16 protein-coding genes are annotated in these 19,246 nt (G+C 65.5%); 4 read left to right on the top strand and 12 right to left on the bottom strand.

Translation table 11 applies throughout. The annotated features are described in order from the left end of the window. Nucleotides 1-38: 38 nt before the first annotated feature. From J4D52_RS20815 to J4D52_RS20795, 5 genes are read right to left on the bottom strand one after another with little or no spacing between them, the layout of a single operon-like run. A complete protein-coding gene (locus tag J4D52_RS20815; RefSeq protein WP_063427728.1) occupies nt 39-1,487 on the bottom strand; it encodes an efflux transporter outer membrane subunit in 1,449 nt (482 codons plus the stop codon). Then, entirely contained in the window at nt 1,484-2,380 is an 897-nt protein-coding gene (locus J4D52_RS20810) for an HlyD family secretion protein (protein ID WP_063427727.1), read from the bottom strand. The genes J4D52_RS20815 and J4D52_RS20810 overlap by 4 nt, the downstream gene beginning before the upstream one ends. Next, nucleotides 2,377-2,586: a DUF1656 domain-containing protein gene (locus tag J4D52_RS20805; RefSeq protein ID WP_025808541.1), complete on the bottom strand. Its 210-nt coding sequence runs from the start codon at nt 2,584-2,586 to the stop codon at nt 2,377-2,379. The genes J4D52_RS20810 and J4D52_RS20805 overlap by 4 nt, the downstream gene beginning before the upstream one ends. After that, nucleotides 2,583-4,667 (bottom strand): FUSC family protein, encoded by a 2,085-nt coding sequence (locus J4D52_RS20800; RefSeq protein ID WP_063427726.1) that lies wholly within the window; start codon nt 4,665-4,667, stop codon nt 2,583-2,585. The genes J4D52_RS20805 and J4D52_RS20800 overlap by 4 nt, the downstream gene beginning before the upstream one ends. After that, nucleotides 4,664-5,092 carry a MarR family winged helix-turn-helix transcriptional regulator gene (locus J4D52_RS20795; protein WP_063427725.1) on the bottom strand — a complete coding sequence of 143 codons (429 nt, stop codon included), beginning with the start codon at nt 5,090-5,092 and terminating at the stop codon, nt 4,664-4,666. Before J4D52_RS20795 ends, J4D52_RS20800 begins: the two co-directional genes overlap by 4 nt. Before the next feature lie 190 nt (nt 5,093-5,282). Between J4D52_RS20795 and J4D52_RS20790 the strand changes: the two genes are divergently transcribed. Beyond that, nucleotides 5,283-5,561, top strand: a complete 279-nt coding sequence (locus tag J4D52_RS20790) for an antitoxin of toxin-antitoxin stability system (RefSeq protein ID WP_102676463.1) — start codon at nt 5,283-5,285, stop codon at nt 5,559-5,561. Next, complete coding sequence (locus J4D52_RS20785; protein ID WP_063427724.1) at nt 5,558-5,842, top strand: type II toxin-antitoxin system RelE/ParE family toxin; 285 nt, start codon at nt 5,558-5,560, stop codon at nt 5,840-5,842. Before J4D52_RS20790 ends, J4D52_RS20785 begins: the two co-directional genes overlap by 4 nt. A 4-nt stretch (nt 5,843-5,846) precedes the next feature. Here J4D52_RS20785 and J4D52_RS20780 read toward each other — a convergent pair whose 3' ends face one another. After that, nucleotides 5,847-6,092 (bottom strand): DUF2789 domain-containing protein, encoded by a 246-nt coding sequence (locus J4D52_RS20780; RefSeq protein WP_025808545.1) that lies wholly within the window; start codon nt 6,090-6,092, stop codon nt 5,847-5,849. A 129-nt stretch (nt 6,093-6,221) separates the two neighbouring features. Beyond that, on the bottom strand, nt 6,222-6,683 hold the full coding sequence (locus tag J4D52_RS20775; RefSeq protein WP_025808546.1) for an aminoacyl-tRNA deacylase: 462 nt from the start codon (nt 6,681-6,683) through the stop codon (nt 6,222-6,224). Between the two features lie 223 nt (nt 6,684-6,906). Here J4D52_RS20775 and J4D52_RS20770 point away from each other — a divergent pair, with 223 nt between their 5' ends. Then, nucleotides 6,907-8,289, top strand: a complete 1,383-nt coding sequence (locus tag J4D52_RS20770) for a nodulation protein NfeD (RefSeq protein WP_025808547.1) — start codon at nt 6,907-6,909, stop codon at nt 8,287-8,289. A gap of 1 nt (nt 8,290) precedes the next feature. Continuing rightward, complete coding sequence (locus tag J4D52_RS20765; RefSeq protein WP_025808548.1) at nt 8,291-9,049, top strand: slipin family protein; 759 nt, start codon at nt 8,291-8,293, stop codon at nt 9,047-9,049. Here J4D52_RS20765 and J4D52_RS20760 read toward each other — a convergent pair. The 5 genes from J4D52_RS20760 to J4D52_RS20740 form a co-directional block, all read right to left on the bottom strand. Continuing rightward, nucleotides 9,015-10,007, bottom strand: coding sequence for a sulfotransferase family protein (locus J4D52_RS20760; RefSeq protein ID WP_063427723.1), 993 nt, complete (start codon nt 10,005-10,007; stop codon nt 9,015-9,017). The two genes, J4D52_RS20765 and J4D52_RS20760, sit on opposite strands and share 35 nt — an antisense overlap. After that, the gene (locus J4D52_RS20755; protein WP_063427722.1) at nt 9,995-10,786 is read right to left on the bottom strand and encodes an aspartyl/asparaginyl beta-hydroxylase domain-containing protein; all 792 of its coding nucleotides are present in this window, start codon (nt 10,784-10,786) and stop codon (nt 9,995-9,997) included. The genes J4D52_RS20760 and J4D52_RS20755 overlap by 13 nt, the downstream gene beginning before the upstream one ends. Continuing rightward, a complete protein-coding gene (gene cysC / locus J4D52_RS20750) occupies nt 10,783-11,385 on the bottom strand; it encodes an adenylyl-sulfate kinase (RefSeq protein WP_063427721.1) in 603 nt (200 codons plus the stop codon). Before cysC ends, J4D52_RS20755 begins: the two co-directional genes overlap by 4 nt. Then, the gene (locus tag J4D52_RS20745) at nt 11,369-12,883 is read right to left on the bottom strand and encodes a TolC family protein (RefSeq protein ID WP_025808552.1); all 1,515 of its coding nucleotides are present in this window, start codon (nt 12,881-12,883) and stop codon (nt 11,369-11,371) included. Before J4D52_RS20745 ends, cysC begins: the two co-directional genes overlap by 17 nt. A gap of 43 nt (nt 12,884-12,926) precedes the next feature. Continuing rightward, nucleotides 12,927-19,246 (bottom strand): Ig-like domain-containing protein (locus J4D52_RS20740; RefSeq protein WP_258537811.1); only part of this gene is annotated, 6,320 nt, incomplete at its 5' end.

The raw sequence follows: 19,246 nt of genomic DNA, 5'->3' as shown, positions 1-19,246 counted from the left end.
AAGGTGCTCACCCAACTGATCAAAGCATAGCAACGGCCTCAGGGTTTGCCGGGGTTCGAGGCTTGCGTTCGTCCGCTTTCCCAGCCACCGCCCAGGGCCAGGAACAGGTCGATCTGACTCATCGCCACCTGGGTGTTGGCCGCCGCCAGTTGGGCCCGTACGTCGGTGTAAGTGCGGGTCGCCTGCAGGTCGGCGAGGAACGACTCGCGGCCGGCCTGGAAGAAGCGGTGGGTCTGGTCGGCGGCCTGCCGCGCCGACTGCTCGGCATCGGCCAGGGCGTCTCGGCGTTGCAGTTGGGCGCTGTATTGGGCCAGGCCGGTCTGGGTTTCGCGGACAGCGTTGAGCACCACCCCGTCGAAATGCGCCAGGGCGCCCTGGCTGGCGGCTTCGGCCTCATGAATGCGTTCGCGGGCGCCGTTGGCCGGGACCGTCCAGCTGATCAGCGGGCCAAAGCCCCAGCGGTTGGTGGAGGGTTTGCCGAGGTTGTCGACGATGCCCACGGTGCCGATGGTCGCGCCGATGCTGATGTCGGGGTACAGGGCGCCGGTGGCCACGCCGATTTCCGCGGTGGCGGCAGCCAGCCGGCGCTCGGCCTGGCGTACATCCGGACGGCGCTTGAGCAGCGCCGCGCCGTCACCCACCGGCAACAACTGGGCGATGTGGGGCAACTCGGTGCAACTGCCGGTGCCAGCCGGCAGTTGCTCCACCGGTTTGGCCAGCAGCATCGACAGGCGGAACAGCGCCGACTGGCGCGCCGCCTCGTAGCGCGGCAATTCGGCGCGCAGGGACTTGAACTGGGTCTGGGAGCGGGTGACCTGGGTTTCGTCGCCGCGCCCGGCGTCGCGCAGGCGCTGGATCAGCGCGGTGCTCTGGGCTTGCAGGCTCAGGGAATGCTCGGCGATCTCGCGCTCCTCGTTGGCCGCGCAGACCTGCGTGTAGGCCCGCACCACATCCGCCACCAGGGTGATGCGCGCGGTGTCTGCCGCGGCCTGGGTCGCATCGGCATTGGCCTTGGCCGCCTCGATGCCACGCTGCAGGGTGCCGAACAGGTCAAACTGATAAGAGGTGCTGACGGACAGGTTGCCGACGTTGGCCACCGGCACTTTCTCCGGCAGCAGGAAGGCTTCGCCGGACTCCTGCAAACGCTCGACCCCGGCCTTGGCCCCACCACTCCAGCCGCCGGCCGCCTGGGCCTCGTCGACCTGGGCGCGGGCCCGCGCCAGGTTGGCCGCCGCGACCCGCAGGTCGGTGTTGGAGGCCATGGCCTGCTGCACCAGCTGGTCCAGGCGCGGGTCCTGGTACAAGCGCCACCAATCCGCCGGGACCGGCGCCGAGACCACGCTGTCGCTCGATCCGGCCAGGTCGCCCTGCAAATCGCTGCGATGCAGCGCCGCGTCTTCCGGCAGCTGGTAGTCCGGGCCAACCATCTGGCAGGCCGACAGCAACAAACCAAGCCCGGCCGTGGCCAAACGCAGGGCGCTGTTCATTGCGCCGGCTCCGACCGGGTTGGCGCCTGATCGTCGATGATCGACACCGTGGCGGTGCGCCCGGCGATCATGCGGAAGTCTTCCGGCACCTCGTCGAAGGCAATGCGTACCGGAATCCGCTGGGCCAGGCGCACCCAGCTGAAGGCCGGGTTGACGTTGGGCAGCAGGTTGGAGCCGCTGCTGCGGTCGCGGTCCTCGATGCCGGCGACGATGCTTTCGACATGCCCGCGCAGCCGCGCGCGATCGCCGATCACCCGGATATCGACGCTCTGGCCGATATGAATGCCGTCGAGCTTGGTTTCTTCGAAATAACCGTCGATGTGGAAGGCGTTGCTGTCCACCACCGACAACACCGGGCGCCCGGCGGTGACGAATTCCTGGGTGCGCGGCGCGCGGTCGTTGACGTAGCCATCCACCGGGCTGCGGATCACCGAACGGTCGAGGTTCAGCTGGGCGCTGTCCACCGCCACCTGGGCTTCGGCCAGGGCCGACTGGGCACGGGCCACGCGGGACTGGCTTTCTTCCAGCTGCTCGCGCGGCACCAGGTTGCCCAGGCCGAGGTTGCGCTTGGCCTCGCGCTGGGCCTGGGCCAGGGTTTCCTGGCGGTCGGCCAGGGAAGCCCTGGCCTGGCGCAGGGCCAGGCTGAAGCGGTCCTGGTCGATGCTGAACAGCACCTGGCCGCGCTTGACCAGTTGGTTGTCACGCACCTGCACCTGCTGGATCAGCCCGGAGACGTCCGGGGCGATCTGCACGATGTCGGCACGGATATGCCCGTCCCGGGTCCAGGGCGCGAACATGTAGTACATCACCATGCGCCAGACCACCACGACCGCGAAGCTCACCACCAGCAACGTCAGGACCACACGGCCAATGGTCAATAAAGGTTTTTTCATGTCATCAGGTATCGACTGAGTGAGTCCACGGCGCCGAGCAGCAAAGCGTACAGACCAACGTTGAACAAAGCCCGGTGCCAGACCAGGCGATAAAAATGCAGGCGCGTCAGCAGCCCGTGGACCACCAGGTACAAGCCATAGGTAATGCCCATCAGCACCAGCAGCGTGGGCAGGAACACCCCGCTGATATCCAGGTCACCGATCATAAAGGCGCTCCATCGATGCCATGGGGAAGCGGTTCCTCAAGCTCGCCACCGCCGACGAACTCCACCCCGGGCAGCAAGGCCAGGCGCAGGCCGCTGAGGGCGTGCAGCAGGTGCAAACGGGTTTCGCGGTCGTCCTGGCTGTGGGCATCCAGGGTGCGGCGGGCGCGGTCCAGGGTCATCAACAGGCCGCTCGGCGCCGGCAGACGTTTACCGGCCTTGAGGCAGGCCTTGAAGTAGGCGCCGACCTCGGCCACCACCTGGCGCAACAGTGCCTGCGCATTGCCCTGCGCCCGCGGGGCATAGGCCAGCAGGTCCAGCAGGTTCAGGCCGACCCGCACTTCGCGCAGGGCCGCGCCGGTGTCCTGGCCGGTCATGGCCAGCCGCGGCAGGTGCTGCATCAGGCGGTCGAGCATCTGCACGCCCAGATGGCGGTGCTCGGCCAGGTTGGCGGGTTCGGTCATGCCGACGATGTCCTGCCAGCTGAAGCGGGTCAGGCGCTTGGCCGCCAGTTCCGAGCCGAACGGCCGCGCGACCAGGGTCCAGACAAAGGCGAACAGCAAGCCCATGGGCCCGGCCAGGTTGGAATTGGCGAAGCTCATGAAATCGGCGTCGTAGGCGCCCTGGATGCTGATGAAGGACGAGGTGTTGACGATGGTCAGCAGCATGCCCAGGTAAAAGCGCGGCTGTACCGTCAGGGTGCCGACGCAGATGAAGGGCACGGCGAAGGCCAGCACCAGCATCGGGAAATCGTGCAGGTTGGGCAGGATCAGGAACAGGTAGAGGCTGGCGAACAGCACCGACATCGCGGTCCAGAAGAAGAACCGGTAGATCTGCGGCGCCGGGTCGTCCATCGAGGCGAAGAAGCTGCAGGCCACCGCCGCGAGGATCACCGCGCTGCCGCCGTCGGTCCAGCCCAGCAGGATCCACAGCACCGAGGCGACGATGATCGCCAGGACAGTGGAAGCCACCGAATACAGCATCAGCCCGCGGTCGAGGAACGGCGTCAGGCGGCCCAGGCGCCAGTGGCGATAGACCGCGCGCCAGATGTCCTGGCTTTCGCACTGGATGGCGTGCTGCAGGCTGCGGCAGTCCTGCCACAAGTCGATCCACTCGCCGAGGCGGTACAGGGCGTTGGAAAACAGCAGCTGGCGCCGGTCGTCGAGGGCTTCGGCGTCGGGCTGCAGCGCTTCGAGCTGGCCGCGCAGGGCCTGCCAGCGCTCGACCGACGCGCCCTGGGCGGTGCTTTCCAGCCATTCGCCGGCCTGGGCCAGCAGCGGCGCGAACCTGTCCACCAGCTCTGGGGTGCGCCGTTCCAGGGCATACAGGGCATCGTCCAGGGCGTCCACCACGGGCAGCAGGTGGATCATGCGCCCGCGCAGTTCCTTGGTATTGCGCACGGTCTGCGGGCGCGCGCCTTCGTGGGGCAACTGGCCGATCATCAGTTCCAGGCTGTTGAAGGTGGCGACCATGGACGCGCGCAAGGCGCTGACTTCTTCGGGCTGCAGGTTGCGGCTGAGAAAGCGCTGGCTGTAGGTGGACGCATCGGCGAACCATTTGCCCGCCGAATCGACGAACACCGGCGCCAGCCGCCGTGGCCAGAACATGCTGCCGATCACGGCCGCGCAGACGATGCCGAGGAAGATCTCCTCGGTGCGGGCCTCCGCCACGTCCCACACCCCCAGCGGGTTATCCACCACCGGCAGGGCGATCAGCGGCAGGCTGTAGCCGGCCAGCATCAGCGCGTAGCTGTTGGCGGTACGCAGGTGCAGGGAGAGGAACAGCAGGATCCCGGTCCACAGGGCGATGATCACCACCAGCAGATAGGGGCTCTGCACGAACATCGGCACGAACAGCACCGCCGCCGAGGCGCCGAGCAAGGTGCCGATGGCGCGGTACAGCGCCTTGGAACTGGTGGGCCCGACGAACGGGCTGGAGACGATGTACACCGTGGCCATCGCCCAGTACGGACGCGGCATCTGCATGAGCATGGCGATGTACAGCGCAATCATCGACGCGGCAAAGGTGCGCACGCCGTAGAACCAGTCGCGCGCGGGGGGTACGCCGGTAAAGAATCCGCTCAAGACGGCACCACCGGTAGCTGGGCAGCCGACTCGAAGGCGCGGATCACCTTCAACGCGGCCTCCAGGTCCGCCGCTGTGATGCCTTCCAGCACCTCGCCGCGCAGCCGCACCAGCTCGGCTTCCACCGACTGCACCAGTTCGCGGCCGGTGTCGGTCAGGCTCAGGCATTTGGCCCGGCGATCGTGGGGATCTTCAGAGCGTATGGCGTAACCGGCGCTGCACAGCTGGTCCAGCAGACGCACCAGGGACGGGCTTTCCATCCCCGCCGCCTGCGCCACCGTCACCTGGCGCACGCCCTCGCCCAGGCGCCCGATCATCAGCAGGGGCACGGCGCAGGCTTCGGAGATTCCATAGTTGACCAGCGTGCTCTGGCAGATCCGCCGCCAATGCCGGGCGGCGACCACCATGCCACTGCTGATATTCATCTGGAGTGATTCGAGAGAGTCGGGCAAAGGAAAGTTCGCACACAGTTAGTTGGCTAACTATTAATGCTGCACGAATTTCAGTCAAGTTTTGAAACAATTAACCGACCGATCGTCGTCGCGGGATAACCTGGACAGGCCCAGGTACTGAAGATGTATATACTTGGTATATACGTTTTGCAGGAACTGCCCCATGCCCAAACACGCCGTTTTCACGATGAAGCTCGAAGCCGACTTGCGCGATCAGTTCATGGCCGAGGCCGAGGCCAGCCATCGACCCGCATCGCAGATCGTCCGGGAAATGATGCGTCAATTCGTGCAGGAACAACGGGAAGCCCGAGAGTACGAGGCCTTTCTGCAACAGAAGGTCGACACCGCACGCGCATCCATGACCGCTGGGAAAGGCATCGCCAACGATGATCTGGAAGCCACCTTCGCGGCCCACAGGGCACAGGTAGCGCCCCGACAATGAAGGTGATCTGGACGCCGCAAGCCGCACAGGACCGTGCAGACATATGGGATTACCTGCATGAGCTGAATCCGCAGGCGGCGCTGGACATGGACATTCGCTTCAGCCAATCGGCTACGCAGCTGGTGCAACATCCTCAAGCGGGGCGCCCTGGATTGATCGCTGGCACCCGCGAACTGATCCCTCATCAAAGCTACCGCCTGGTCTACCAACTCCATCAGGACGCGGTGTGGATCCTGGCGCTGGTGCACACCGCGCGCCAGTGGCCTCCAGCCGAAGCCTGATGCCTCAAACACCCCGCCCCTTCCTCAGTAACACATCCAGCTGATCCACCACTTCCGCCCAGTCGGCGTCGTCGAGAATCTCGTTGCGCAGGAAATCCGCCTGGCTGGGGGTCCAGAAGAAGGCATCCGCCAGGTGCAGCTCCGGCTTGAGCGGTGAATGGGTGGCGATGAAACGGTCGATGTCCACGGGGTCGTCGGACAGGCCGAGTTGTTTGAACAGGGCGGGCAGGCTGTGGGATGGGGATTCCATGGGGGGCTCCTGAGTGGGTTGGGAATACCGGACGACCGCCGCGCAGTCGATCGCGTGCAGCCGCGCTCCTGCAGAAACAGTCTGCAGGAGCGCACCAACGAGCAAAGGGTGCTACAGGCATCGACGGCGCTAGTAGCTGACCTCGCACACCTCGGCATGAGGCACCATTTTCAGGTACTCGTCCATGCTCAGATGCACCAGGTTGTTGTGGTTGCCGGCTTCCAGGTAGATGTCTTTCTGCCGGGTCAACAGCGGATCGATCACCACATCCAGGCCATAGGATTCGCCCAGGGCCGGTACCGCGCCGCGTTCGCAATCGTTGAACAGATGCGCCAGGGTGCTTTCCCGGGTGATCTGCCATTCGTTGCTGCCGCGTACCTTGCTCAGGTCCAGGTGGCGGGTGGCCGGTAGCACGGCCATCAGGTAGTGGCCGTGACTATCGTCGAGGATCACCGACTTGGCCACGCGCTCGGCGGGAACTCCCGCTACCCGGGCGGTCTCCAGGCTGCTCGACGAATGTGGATGAGCCACCACGTCAAAATCGCAATGCGCCTGTTCCAGGCTGCGTTGCACGGTTCTTGCCATACGCATGATGCACCTCGGTGTCCTGAACGACTTCGCAGGACTATGGGTTAACGACTGTCACTCCCTCCCCAAAGTCTAGGCCGCGCCGCCCTCGCCTACTGACGAACTTCCGAACGGCACGCCAGCGTGAAACTGCTCAGAATTCGCTCAATCCCACGCTCTACTAGACTCAAGGACAAAGCCAGCGAACGGCTGACAACCGAGACACATGACTCTCCAGGAGGGTCGGATGAACGGGCGTGGGTGGCGGGCAACATTGAAAGGGCTGCTGCTGGGTGTGCTGATCGGCGTGCCGACCGGGCATGCCCAGGCCGTGAAGCCGGTGGTGGTGCTCACGGTCAGCGATGTGATCAGCCCCGCCAGCGCCGACTACGTGGTGCGCGGCCTGGACAAGGCCGCCGACGAACAAGCCCAACTGGTGGTGCTGGGCATCGACACCCCGGGCGGCCTCGACACCTCGATGCGCTCGATCATCAAGGCGATCCTCGCCAGCCCGGTGCCGGTGGCCAGTTACGTCGCCCCCAGCGGTGCCCGCGCCGCCAGCGCCGGCACCTACATCCTGTATGCCAGCCATATCGCCGCCATGGCCCCGGGTACCAACCTCGGGGCCGCCACCCCGGTGCGAGTCGGCATGCCGGGGCAGCCTGACCCGGGCAATCCGCCCGCCGCGCCACGCTCGGACAAGAACCCGGAACCGGAAACTGACACCCTCAGCCAGAAACAGATCAACGACGCCGCGGCCTATATCCGTGGCCTGGCGCAATTGCGCGGACGCAACGTCGAATGGGCGGAACAGGCTGTGCGCGAGGCCGTCAGCCTGCCGGCCCAGGAGGCCTTGAAGCTGAAGGTGGTCGACTATGTCGCGGATGACCTGGGCGGCCTGCTCAGGCAACTCGACGGCAAGCTCCTCATCGCCGCCGGCCAGGCGGTGCAGCTGCATACCCTGGGGGCGGCGGTGATCCATCACGACCCGGACTGGCGCACACAGCTGCTGTCGGTCATCACCCACCCCAGCGTCGCGCTGATCCTGATGATGATCGGCATCTACGGGCTGTTCTTCGAGTTCGTCAACCCGGGCACCGCGGTGCCCGGCGTGCTCGGCGGCATCTGCCTGCTGCTCGGTCTGTATGCCTTGCAACTGCTGCCGGTGAACTACGCCGGCGTGGCCCTGATCCTGCTGGGCATCGCCTTCATGGTCGCCGAAGCCTTTCTACCGACCTTCGGCGTCATCGGCTTCGGCGGCATCGTCTCCTTTGTGGTCGGCGCGGTAATCCTGATGGACACCGATGTCCCGGGCTATGGCATCCCCCTGCCGCTCATCGTCAGCCTGGCAGTGATCAGTGCGCTGCTCCTGGCGACGCTGGCGAGCATGGCGATGCGCGCGCGACAGCGCCAGCAGGTGGCTGGCGACGCGGGGCTGGTGGGCAGTGTCACGGCGATCACCGCGGTGCAAGCGGGCAACCCTTACAACGGCTGGGTGCTGTTGCAGGGCGAACACTGGCAGGTCCTGAGCGCAACGCCGCTGCAAACCGGGCAATGGGTACGGGTGGTGGCGCGCAAGGGGCTGCTTCTGGAAGTGACGACGGCCGAGGCCGCATCGCGAGGAGGATGAAATGGGTCTGGAATTGGGTTTTGGCGCGCTGCTGGCGCTGCTGTTGGCGTTGGCGGTCTCGACGTTTCGCATCCTGCGCGAATACGAGCGCGGGGTAGTGTTCCAGCTCGGACGCTTCTGGCGGGTCAAGGGGCCGGGGCTGGTCCTGCTGATTCCGATCGTCCAGCAGATGGTCCGCGTCGACCTGCGCACCGTGGTGCTCGACGTGCCGCCCCAGGACGTGATCACCCGCGACAACGTCTCGGTCAAGGTCAACGCCGTGCTGTACTTCCGCGTGCTGGACTCGCAGAAGGCGATCATCCAGGTCGAGGATTTCCTCATGGCCACCAGCCAACTGGCCCAGACCACCCTGCGCGCGGTGCTGGGCAAGCATGAGCTGGACGAGTTGCTGGCCGAGCGCGAACGCCTGAACGCCGATATCCAGCAGGTGCTGGACGCCCAGACCGACGCCTGGGGCATCAAGGTGGCGAACGTCGAGATCAAGCATGTCGACCTCAACGAATCGATGATCCGCGCCATTGCCAAACAAGCCGAAGCCGAGCGGGAACGCCGGGCCAAGGTGATCCACGCCGAAGGCGAATTGCAGGCCTCGGAAAAGCTCATGCAGGCCGCCGAAATGCTCGGCCGCCAGCCCGGCGCCATGCAGCTGCGTTACATGCAGACCCTGAGCGCGATTGCCGGCGATAAAAGCTCGACCATCGTTTTCCCGCTGCCCATCGAATTCCTCAAGGGCATGGCGGAGTTGTCGCCGAAGAGCTGAGTCGGGGTTGCCGGACTGCGCTGCGCCACTGCTCCAGCGCCACATAAGGCGCCTGCGCCCACTGCTCCAGCTGCTCCCGGAGCCGGGCTGAAGCCTGTTGCTGCTTGCCCTGGCGATCATCGACAAAGGCCTGGGCCGGCTGCTTGGCATGCTGGCCGACACGGGCGAATGCCGCCCTGCGTTGCTCGGCGCTCAGGCCGAAAAAATCACCCAGATGGCCGTCCATGGCGGCGGGCAGCTCGCTGTAGTTCAGCGCCAGGCCATGGTGTTCGTGGCAGTGCTGCAACCCCAGTTGCAACAAACGCCCCAGGCGCCGGGCGATCCAGCTTTCCCGGTCCTGGAAGGGCTCGTCATCGTCCAGCGCGCTAGGCCCGATCAAGCCTGGCGTCATGTGCATGCCGGAACGACGCAGGTGCGACACGGCAATTTCCAGCGGGTCGCGATACAAGAACAGCCACGGCGTATCAGCGAAGCACTGGCGCAGCAGCGGCAGCTCGCCAATGTTCCAGGCATCGAGCTTGATCACCAGCCGCTGCTCAGTGCCGCGGCGCACCTGCCCATAGGCCGACAGCAAGCCCACAAGCGCAGCAGCCCGCTCCTGTGGGGCCAGCGAACTGCGTAGCAATGCATCCAGCGGCGGCGGTTCGGACACCAGGATATGGTCGTCCAGGCAGGCCAGCATCTGGCTGACCAGGGTCGAACCGCAGCGCGAGGCGTGGAAGATAAAGGCGCTGGGCGTCAGGCCCGGGCCAGGTTGGCGCCATTCGGTCAGGCCAGACAACGGCGTCTGGCGTCGGAACGCCTGATTGAACGGCAGGCGCAGGGCCTCCTCGACCGCCTCGCGGAAAAACGGCTGCGACAGCGGCCTGTCGCCGAACCAGCACCAGTCGACCCGCCACTCGTCACGCGGCTGCCAGATGCGGATCGGCAACCAGCCGTGCAGGTTCAGGCCGTCCATTGCTCATTCCACAGGCGCCGCCCCTGGCGCATGGCCGAACGCAGGTCTTCGCGGGTGAACGCCAGGCCACGCCCGGTCGCCAGGGCCAGGGTGCGCTCGATGAAGGCTTCGCTGTCGGTCAGCGCCTGCAAGGCCTGGCACAGCTCGATATCCTCTTCGAGCAACCGGCAAAACTGAGCGAAGTCCACGGCAGCTCGGCCCAGGCCAGGCGCCGGAGTGGTCGGCACGCCGTCGGTAATCGCCTGTTCCAGCCAGGGGTCGGGGCGGCAATCGATCACCAGGTGAATACGTTCCTGGCTGTCGTGGTTGTCCACACGGTGCGGGCGCGACAGGTCGAGAAACCAGCACTCCCCCGCCAGCATCGGCATGCGCTGCCCGTCGAGCAGGAAATCCACCCGCGGCGGGCTGAGCAAGGGGATATGCAGGCGCAGGTCGGCGTCCGGGCCGCCCAGGTCGTAGTCGCGGTGTTCATGAATCCGTGCCCCCGGCCCCAGCCGCAGCAGGCGCGCCGAGACGATCCGCAAGGGCAGGTGCCGCAATGCCTGTTGCCAGTCCGGGTCCTGCCGCCAGGGCTCGCGCTGTACCGGCAGGCCCTTGCCCGGCGCCAGCTCGGAGGGCGCGTCGACCGCCGAGATCAAGGCCACACCGCTCCAGTCGCCCTCGTAATAGCCACCGTTGAAGTGGCCCTGCCAGGCGCTCGCGTCGATTCGCGCCAGGGCGCGCAACAGCCGTGGCAGGTCCACGCTGACGGGCAGCCGGGCGAACGCCGGACGACTCATGAAGCAGGCAGCACCTTGCGCTCGACCAGCCAGCCGAGCAATTGCCGCTGGCAGTCTTCGATCGACTGAACGCCAGTATCCAGTTCCAGCGCAGCCCGTGGCGGCTCGTAGGGCGCCGAGATACCGGTGAAACCGGGCAGCTCGCCGCTGCGGGCGCGGGCGTAATGCCCCTTGGGATCGCGCTGTTCACAGACCGCCAGCGAGGCGCTGCACCAGACTTCCAGGTAGTCCTCGCCCAGGCGTCGGGCGAACAGCTCGCGCTGCTCGATCAGCGGGGCGATCATCGCCAGGATCACGATCTGCCCGTTGTCCACCAGCAAGGCCGCCAGCTCGCTGGCGCGGCGGATGTTTTCCCGACGGTCGGCCTCGGCGAACCCCAGGTCGCGGTTCAGGCCGCCGCGCAAGGCATCGCCGTCCAGCACCATGCTCTGCCGACCGTGCTGGAACAGCCCGGCCTGCAGCGCCTGGGCCAGGGTCGACTTGCCCGCCGCCGGCAGGCCGGTCAGCAGGATCGCCACCCCGCGATGGCCGTTGCGCGCCTCGCGCTGGCCCCGGCTGACGCTGGCCTGGGGTGCCTGCAGATTATTGTCTTTGGGCATGGGCCACCGGCGTAGTGATATTGCCCGCCGCCCAGTCGGCCTCGCGGCTGGCCAGCGCCGTGGCGATGGACTGCACCTGGGTCGATTGCACCTCGTTGGGCAGCGGGTCGAGCCCGGCGCTGGCGAAGATCTGCCCATAGGCGTTGCGCAGGTCGGCATAGGCCAGGTCGCGCCGCAGGTCCGCCTGCAAGGTGTTCAGCTCGCCCTGGATCAGGTCCAGTTCGCCGATGCCATTGGCCTGGTAGCGGTTGCGCAGCTGGCCGACGATCTGCCCGTCGATGTCCGCCAGTTCCTGGCTGGTCTTGAACTGGCGCAGCGCGTCGCGGTAGTTGGCGTTGGCCACATAGACCTGGGCCAGCACGGCGATGGACATGGCCTGGCGACGGGCCGCGGCGACGTCTTCACCGGCCTTGGCGGTGTCGATGGCCGCCGGCGCGGAGAGCACGTTGAACAGGTTCCAGGTGACCTTCACCCCGTAGTCGGCCCACTTGTCGTTGACCAAAAACGAGTTGCTGTCGTAATGCCCGCCGGCGGAGAACTCCAGGCCCGGCAGCAGGCGCAGCATGGCCTTGCGGGTTTCCGCGGCGCTGATGCGGCTCTGGTAATCCTGCTCGCGCAGTTCCGGGCGGCTGGTCAGGGCCTCATGTTCGAGGCGGGCCATATCGACCTTGAGCTCCGGCACCGGATAGTCGTCGGTGGTCGCCAGGGTCAGGTTGGTGCCCATGGGCAGGTTGATCAGGGTCGCCAGCTCGGTCTTGGCCAGGGACAACGCCCGGCGCTGCTCCTCCAGCTGGCGGGTGGCCTCGATCAGCGAGCGCTGGTAGGCCAGGGCCTGCACCGGGTCGCCGATACGTTGCTCGCTCATGCTCTGGCTGTTGCCGCGAGCCTGGTCGACCCGGCCCATGAGGCTGTCGATCTGCTTGAGCAGGCGTTCGGCCGCCACCGCCCGCCAATAGGCCGAGCGCACGTCCTGGACGATGGTGTTGATCACCTTGCGCCGGCGCTCCTGGACGATCAGCCGCTGGTCGCCTTGCTGCTTGGCATTGATGTAGCTGACGCCGAAGTCCAGGACGTTCCAGACCATGGTCAGGTCGGCCACTCTGCGGTCCCGGTCCTGGGAGGTCGAAGGTTCCAGGGACTGGGTACCGGTCTCCACGCTCTGGCTGCTGGAGGCACTGACGTTGTTGCGCCCCACGTAGCCGGCGGAGAGGGCCATGCGCGGCAGCATGTCGAAACTGGCGAGGTCCAGTTGGCGCTTGGCCAGGGCCTCTTCCATGATTTTCAACCGGCCCTCGAGGTTGTACTTCACCGCCCGGGCCATGGCCTGGTGCAGGGTCAGCGGGCCACTCAGCGGTTCCTGGTCCTTGTACATGCTCTGCAGGTCGCTCCTGGCGCGCTGCTCACTGGCACTGCGTTCAATCGGTTTACTGCTGACGGCACAACCACTGACCATCAGCGCCAACAAGCTGACCCCGAACAACTTCTGACTTTTATTCATCCTTGTCTCGCCCCTGGGTGCCGCATCGTATTTATGTATTGTTTCAAGCCTGCATTGCGCTGATGCCGGCCTGTTCGAACGCCTTGGCCAGATCGCGGATCGGCCGTTGTTCTGTGTCTTGCATCACTTGCAATTGCTGGGTCAACGACGGTGCCCCAAACACCCCGCGCCCGCCCTGGGAAAGATCGCCGACCTTGGGCTTGTCGCCGAAGGACTTCAGCGAACCGCCGCCCTCGGCGGAATCCTGGCCAAACAGCAGCGACAGCGTGCTTTGGCTGAATACCCCGCCATCGCCGCCACCGAAGCCCAGGAAGCCATGGCCATTGCCGTCGCCGCCGGGATCGCTGCTGCCGAATACCTGGGCAATGAAGCTTGACGCCAGGGCCCCGTGATTGATGAAAATGTCCCCCAACGGCCGGATGCCATCGCCCAGCACCCGCTGCTCGAACAGTGGCGCGAAGGCCAGTGGCGAGCCCAGGTCGCCAACGGGTGGCGTGGTGACCGTGGGTTGCAGCGGCACATAAGGCGGCAGCGGCGGAACCACCGGGTCGCTCGAACGGAATTCCGGATCGCCCACCGGCTGCTGCGTCGGAGGGTTGGCCACCGGCACAGTGTTGATCGCGTAGTTGTTGGAGTCGGTACTGCCGGTGCCGGTATTGCCGAATGAGTCGCTCACCCCGCCGTTGTTCAGGCTGATCAGGTTGCTGGTATCGCTGATATTGGCCGTTGGCGTCAGGGTCGCGGTCCAGGTCCGGCCGCCGTCGCTGCTGCTCAGGGCGCTCAGGGTGCCGTTGGCCACCGTCAGGTCCGAGTTGGTGAAGCCGCTGATCGCCTCGCTGAAGGTGATGGTCACGCTGCTGGTCTGGCCCACGCCGAGGCTGCTGTTAGCGACCACGATGGTCGCGGTCGGCCGCTGGGTATCGATCAGGTAATTGTTCGAATCCGTGCTGCCCAGCCCGGTATTGCCCGAGGCATCCGTCACGCCACTGCCGTTGAGGGTGATCAGGTTGCTCGTATCGCTGACGTTGGTGTTCGGCGTGAAGGTCGCGGTCCAGGTGATGCCGCCATCGCTGCTGCTGACCGCGCTCAAGGTGCCATTGGCCACCGTCAGGTCGCTGTTGTCGAAGCCGCTCACCGCCTTGCTGAAGGTGATGGTCGCCAGGGAGGTGTCGCCCACCGCCAGCATCGGGTTGGCGACCACTACAGTAGCGGTGGGCCGCACGGTATCGATGACGTAGTTGGCCGAGTCGGTGGTGCCGCTGCCGGTGTTGCCAACGGCGTCTATCACTCCGGCGTTGTTCAGGGTGATCTGATTGCTGCTGTCGCTGATGTTGATGGCCGGGGTAAAGGTGGCGGTCCAGGTAACCCCGCCATCGCTGCTGCTCAAGGCCCCCAGGGTACCGTTGGCCACCGTCAGGTCCGAGTTGGTGAAGCCGCTGATCGCCTCGCTGAAAGTGATGGTGACAGTGGTGGTTTCGCCCGCTTTCAGGGCAGTGTCGGCCAGCACGATGGTGGCGGTCGGCCGCCCGGTGTCGATGATGAAATTGTTCGAGTCGGTGCTGCCGCTGCCGGCGTTGCCTGCCGCGTCACTGACCCCGCTGTTGTTGAGGCTGATCAGGTTGGTGGCATCGCTGACGTTGACGTTCGGGGTGAAGGTCGCGGTCCAGGTGATGCCGCCGTCGCTGCTGCTCACCGCGCTCAGGGTACCGTTGCTCACCGTCAGGTCGCTGTTATCGAAACCGCTGACCGCCTCGCTGAAGGTGATGGTCACCAGGCTGGTTTCGCCAATCGGCAGAATCGGATTGGCCACCACTATGGTCGCGGTTGGACGCGCCGTGTCGATGACATAGTTGTTCGAATCCGTGGTGCCGCTGCCCGCGTTGCCCGAGGCGTTGGTCACGCCGCTGTTGTTCAGGGTGATCACGTTACTGGTATCGCTGATGCCCACCGTCGGGGTGAAGGTGGCGGTCCAGGTGATGCCGCCATCGCTGCTGCTGACCGCACTCAGGGTGCCGTTGGCGATGGTCAGGTCGGCGTTGGTGAAACCGCTCACCGCCTCGGAGAAGGTGATGGTCACCAGCGTGGTTTCGCCAGCCTTCAACGCCGTGTCGGCGATCACGAGGGTAGCCGTTGGCACTAGGGTTTCGATGCTGTAGTTGGCGGAGTTGGTGCTCCCGGTACCGCTGTTGCCGGCCAGGTCGGTGATGCCGGTGTTGTTCAAGGTGATCAGGTTGCTCAGGTCGGTGATGCCGGCCGTCGGGGTGAAGGTGGCAGTCCAGGTGATGCCGCCGTCGCTACTGCTCACCGCGCTCAGGGTGCCGTTGGCCACCGTCAGGTCGCTGTTGTCGAAACCGCTCACGGCTTCGCTGAAGGTGATGGTCACCAGCGAGGTTTCGCCAGCCTTGAGGGTCGAGTCGGAGAGAACGATGGTGGCGGTCGGACGCTGGCTGTCGACCGCGTAGTTGTTGGAATCGGTGGTGCCGCTGCCGGTGTTGCCGGACAGGTCCTGGATCCCGCTGTTGTTCAACTGAATGATGTTGCTGGTATCGGTGATGCCCGCCGCCGGGGTCAGGGTGGCGGTCCAGGTGATGCCGCCATCGCTGCTGCTGACCGCGCTCAAGGTGCCGTTGTCGATGGTCAGGTCAGCGTTGGTGAAGCCGCTCACCGCCTCGGAGAAGGTAATGGTCACCAACGAAGTCTGGCCCACGCCCAGGGCGCTGTCGGCGACTACGATGGTCGCGGTCGGCCGCACCGTATCGATGGCGTAGTTGTTCGAGTCGGTGGTGCCGCTGCCGGCGTTGCCGGAAGCGTTGGTCACGCCGCTGTTATCCAGGGTGATCAGGTTGGTGGTGTCGGTAATGCCCGTCGTCGGGGTGAAAGTGGCGATCCAGGTAATGCCGCCGTCGCTGCTGCTGACCGCGCTCAGGGTGCCGTTGTCGATGGTCAGGTCAGCGTTGGTGAAGCCGCTCACCGCCTCGGAGAAGGTGATGGTCACCAATGAGGTTTCACCAATCTTCAAAGCGTTGTCGGCGATCACTATGGTCGCGGTCGGCAGGACGGTGTCGATGCTGTAGTTATTCGAGTTGGTGGTGCCGCTGCCAGTGTTGCCGGCCAGGTCGGTGACTCCGGTGTTGTTCAGGGTAATCAGGTTGCTGGCGTCGTTGATACCGACAGTCGGAGTGAAGGTGGCGGTCCAGGTGATGCCGCCATCGCTGCTGCTGACCGCGGTCAGCGTGCCGTTGGCGATGCTCAGGTCGGCGTTGGTGAAGCCACTGACCGCCTCGCTGAAGGTGATGGTCACCAACGAGGTTTCACCGGCGCTGAGAGCACTGTCGGCGACCACTATGGTCGCGGTCGGCCGAACCGTGTCGATGGCGTAATTGTTGGAATCGGTGGTGCCAGTGCCGGCGTTGCCGGACAGGTCGGCGATGCCGGTGTTGTTCAGGGTGATCAGGTTGGTCGTATCGCTGATGCTGGCGCTCGGGGTGAAAGTCGCGGTCCAGGTAATGCCACCGTCGCTGCTGCTCACCGCGCTCAGGGTGCCGTTGGCGATGCTCAGGTCGGCGTTGGTGAAGCCGCTGACGGCCTCGCTGAAGGTAATGGTCACCAGCGAGGTTTCGCCGATTCTCAGCGCGGTATCGGCGACCACTATGGTCGCGGTCGGCCGTACGGTATCGATGACGTAGTTGTTCGAGTCGGTGGTGCCGCTGCCCGCGTTGCCGGAAGCGTTGGTCACACCGCTGTTATCCAGGGTAATCAGGTTGGTGGTGTCGGTAATGCCCGTCGTCGGGGTGAAAGTAGCGATCCAGGTAATGCCGCCGTCGCTGCTGCTCACCGCGCTCAGAGTACCGTTGGCGATAGTCAGGTCGGCATTGGTGAACCCCGTCACCGCTTCGCTGAAAGTGATGGTCACCAACGAGGTTTCACCGATCTTCAAGGCGTTGTCGGCGATCACTATGGTCGCGGTCGGCAGGACAGTGTCGATGCTGTAGTTGTTGGAGTTGGTGGTGCCGCTGCCGCTATTGCCGGCCAGGTCGGCGATGCCGGTGTTGTTCAGGGTGATCAGGTTACTGGCGTCGTTGATACCGACGGTCGGGGTGAAGGTGGCGGTCCAAGTGATACCGCCATCGCTGCTGCTGACCGCGGTCAGGGTGCCGTTGGCGATGCTCAGGTCGGCGTTGGTGAAACCGCTGACTGCTTCGCTGAAGGTGATGGTCACCAGCGAAGTTTCACCGGCGCTGAGGGCGCTGTCAGCGACCACGATAGTCGCGGTCGGACGGACGGTGTCGATCGCGTAGTTGTTGGAATCGGTGGTGCCGCTGCCGGCGTTGCCGGACAGGTCGGCGATGCCGGTGTTGTCCAGGGTGATCAGGTTGGTCGTATCGCTGATGCTGGCGCTCGGGGTAAAGGTGGCAGTCCAGGTGATGCCGCCGTCGCTGCTGCTCACCGCGCTCAAGGTGCCGTTGGCGATGGTCAGGTCGGCGTTGGTGAAGCCGCTGACCGCCTCGGAGAAGGTGATGGTCACCAGCGAGGTTTCGCCGATTCTCAGCGCGCTGTCGGCGACTACGATGGTCGCGGTCGGCCGCACCGTATCGATGGCGTAGTTGTTCGAGTCGGTGGTGCCCACGCCCAGGTTGCCCACGGCGTTCTGTACGCCGGTGTTGTCGAGGGTGATCAGGTTGGTGGTATCGCTGATGCTGGCGGTCGGGGTGAAGGTCGCCGTCCAGGTGATGCCACCGTCGCTGCTGCTCACCGCAGTCAGTGTGCCGTTGGCGATAGTCAGGTCGGCGTTGGTGAACCCGGTTACCGCCTCGGAGAAGGTGATGGTCACCAGCGAGGTTTCACCGATTCTCAAGGCATTGTCGGCGACCACTATGGTGGCCGTCGGATGCGCGGTGTTGATCACATAGTTGCCCGAGTTCGTGGTGCCGCTGCCGGTATTGCCGGCCAGGTCGGCGATGCCGGTGTTGTTCAGGGTGATCAGGTTGCTGGCGTCGCTGATGCCATCGGTCGGGGTGAAGGTGGCGGTCCAGGTGATGCCGCCGTCGCTGCTGCTCACCGCAGTCAGCGTGCCGTTGGCGATGCTCAGGTCGGCGTTGGTGAAGCCGCTGACCGCCTCGCTGAAGGTGATGGTCACCAGGGACGTTTCGCCCGCCGTGAGGGTGCTGTCGGCGACCACTATGGTCGCTGTCGGGCGGACGGTATCGATCGAGTAATTGTTGGAGTCGGTGGTGCCGCTGCCGGCGTTGCCGGCCAGGTCGGCGATGCCGGTGTTGTCCAAGGTGATCAGGTTGGTCGTATCGGTGATGCTGGCGCTCGGGGTGAAGGTGCCGGTCCAGGTGATGCCGCCGTCGCTGCTGCTCACCGCGGTCAGGGTGCCGTTGGCGATGGTCAGGTCGGCGTTGGTCAAGCCGCTGACCGCTTCGCTGAAGGTGATGGTCACCAGCGAGGTTTCACCGATTCTCAGCGCGCTGTCGGCGACTACGATGGTCGCGGTCGGCCGTACGGTATCGATCACGTAATTGTTGGAGGTGGTGCTACCGACCCCGGCGGTGCCAAGGCCATTGATCACCCCGGTGTTATCCAGGGTGATCACGTTGGTGGTATCGGTGATGCTCGAAGTCGGGGTGAAGGTGGCGGTCCAGGTGATGCCGCCGTCGCTGCTGCTGACCGCAGTCAAGGTGCCGTTGGCGATGGTCAGGTCGGCGTTGGTGAAACCAGTCACTGCCTCGGAGAAGGTGATGGTCACCAGCGAGGTCTCGCCGATGCTCAACGTGGTATCCGCCACCACTATGGTCGCGGTGGGCGGTGGTGCGTAGGCGGTATTGAGGACGCCGCCGTCGTTGTAGATGGTCGCGAAAGAAGTCGGTGAAGTACCGGTGGTGCCACCACCCAGCGCCACGCCGCCGGCGCCACTGGCCGCCGCGTTGCCACTCAGGGCGGCGAAGTTGGCCGCGGTGATCAGGAAGGTGCCCTTGTTCCAGATCGCACCGACGCCTCGGCCGCCGATCCCGCCGTTGCTGGCGTTGCTGCCTTGGCCGCCACCGCCACCACCGCCGCCGCCCGCGCCGATGTTGTTGCTGATGGTCGAGGTGCCGATCACGGTGATGGTGCCGCTGGAGGCGTTGTAGATACCACCGGCGGCATTGCCGCCCGCGCCGCCGACCTTGTCCCAACCCGCGCCGCCGCCACCGCCGCCGATGGAAATCGTGCCGTTGGTGGCCGTGGCGCCGTTGCCGCCGTTGCTGTAGTAGGACACGCCCAGGCCGCCCGCGCCGCCGGTGCTGGTACCGCCGCGACCGCCCATATGGGCGGCGTCGTAGCCACCGCCATAACCGCCCACGCCACCACTGCCGGCCTGGC

Origin of the sequence: Pseudomonas sp. GW460-12-10-14-TSB1 (assembly GCF_017349775.1) — a bacterium.
Taxonomy (GTDB): Bacteria; Pseudomonadota; Gammaproteobacteria; order Pseudomonadales; family Pseudomonadaceae; genus Aquipseudomonas; species Aquipseudomonas piscium.
The sequence above is the reverse complement of the archived record's forward strand: the minus strand, read 5'-3'. Positions and strand labels throughout refer to the sequence as shown.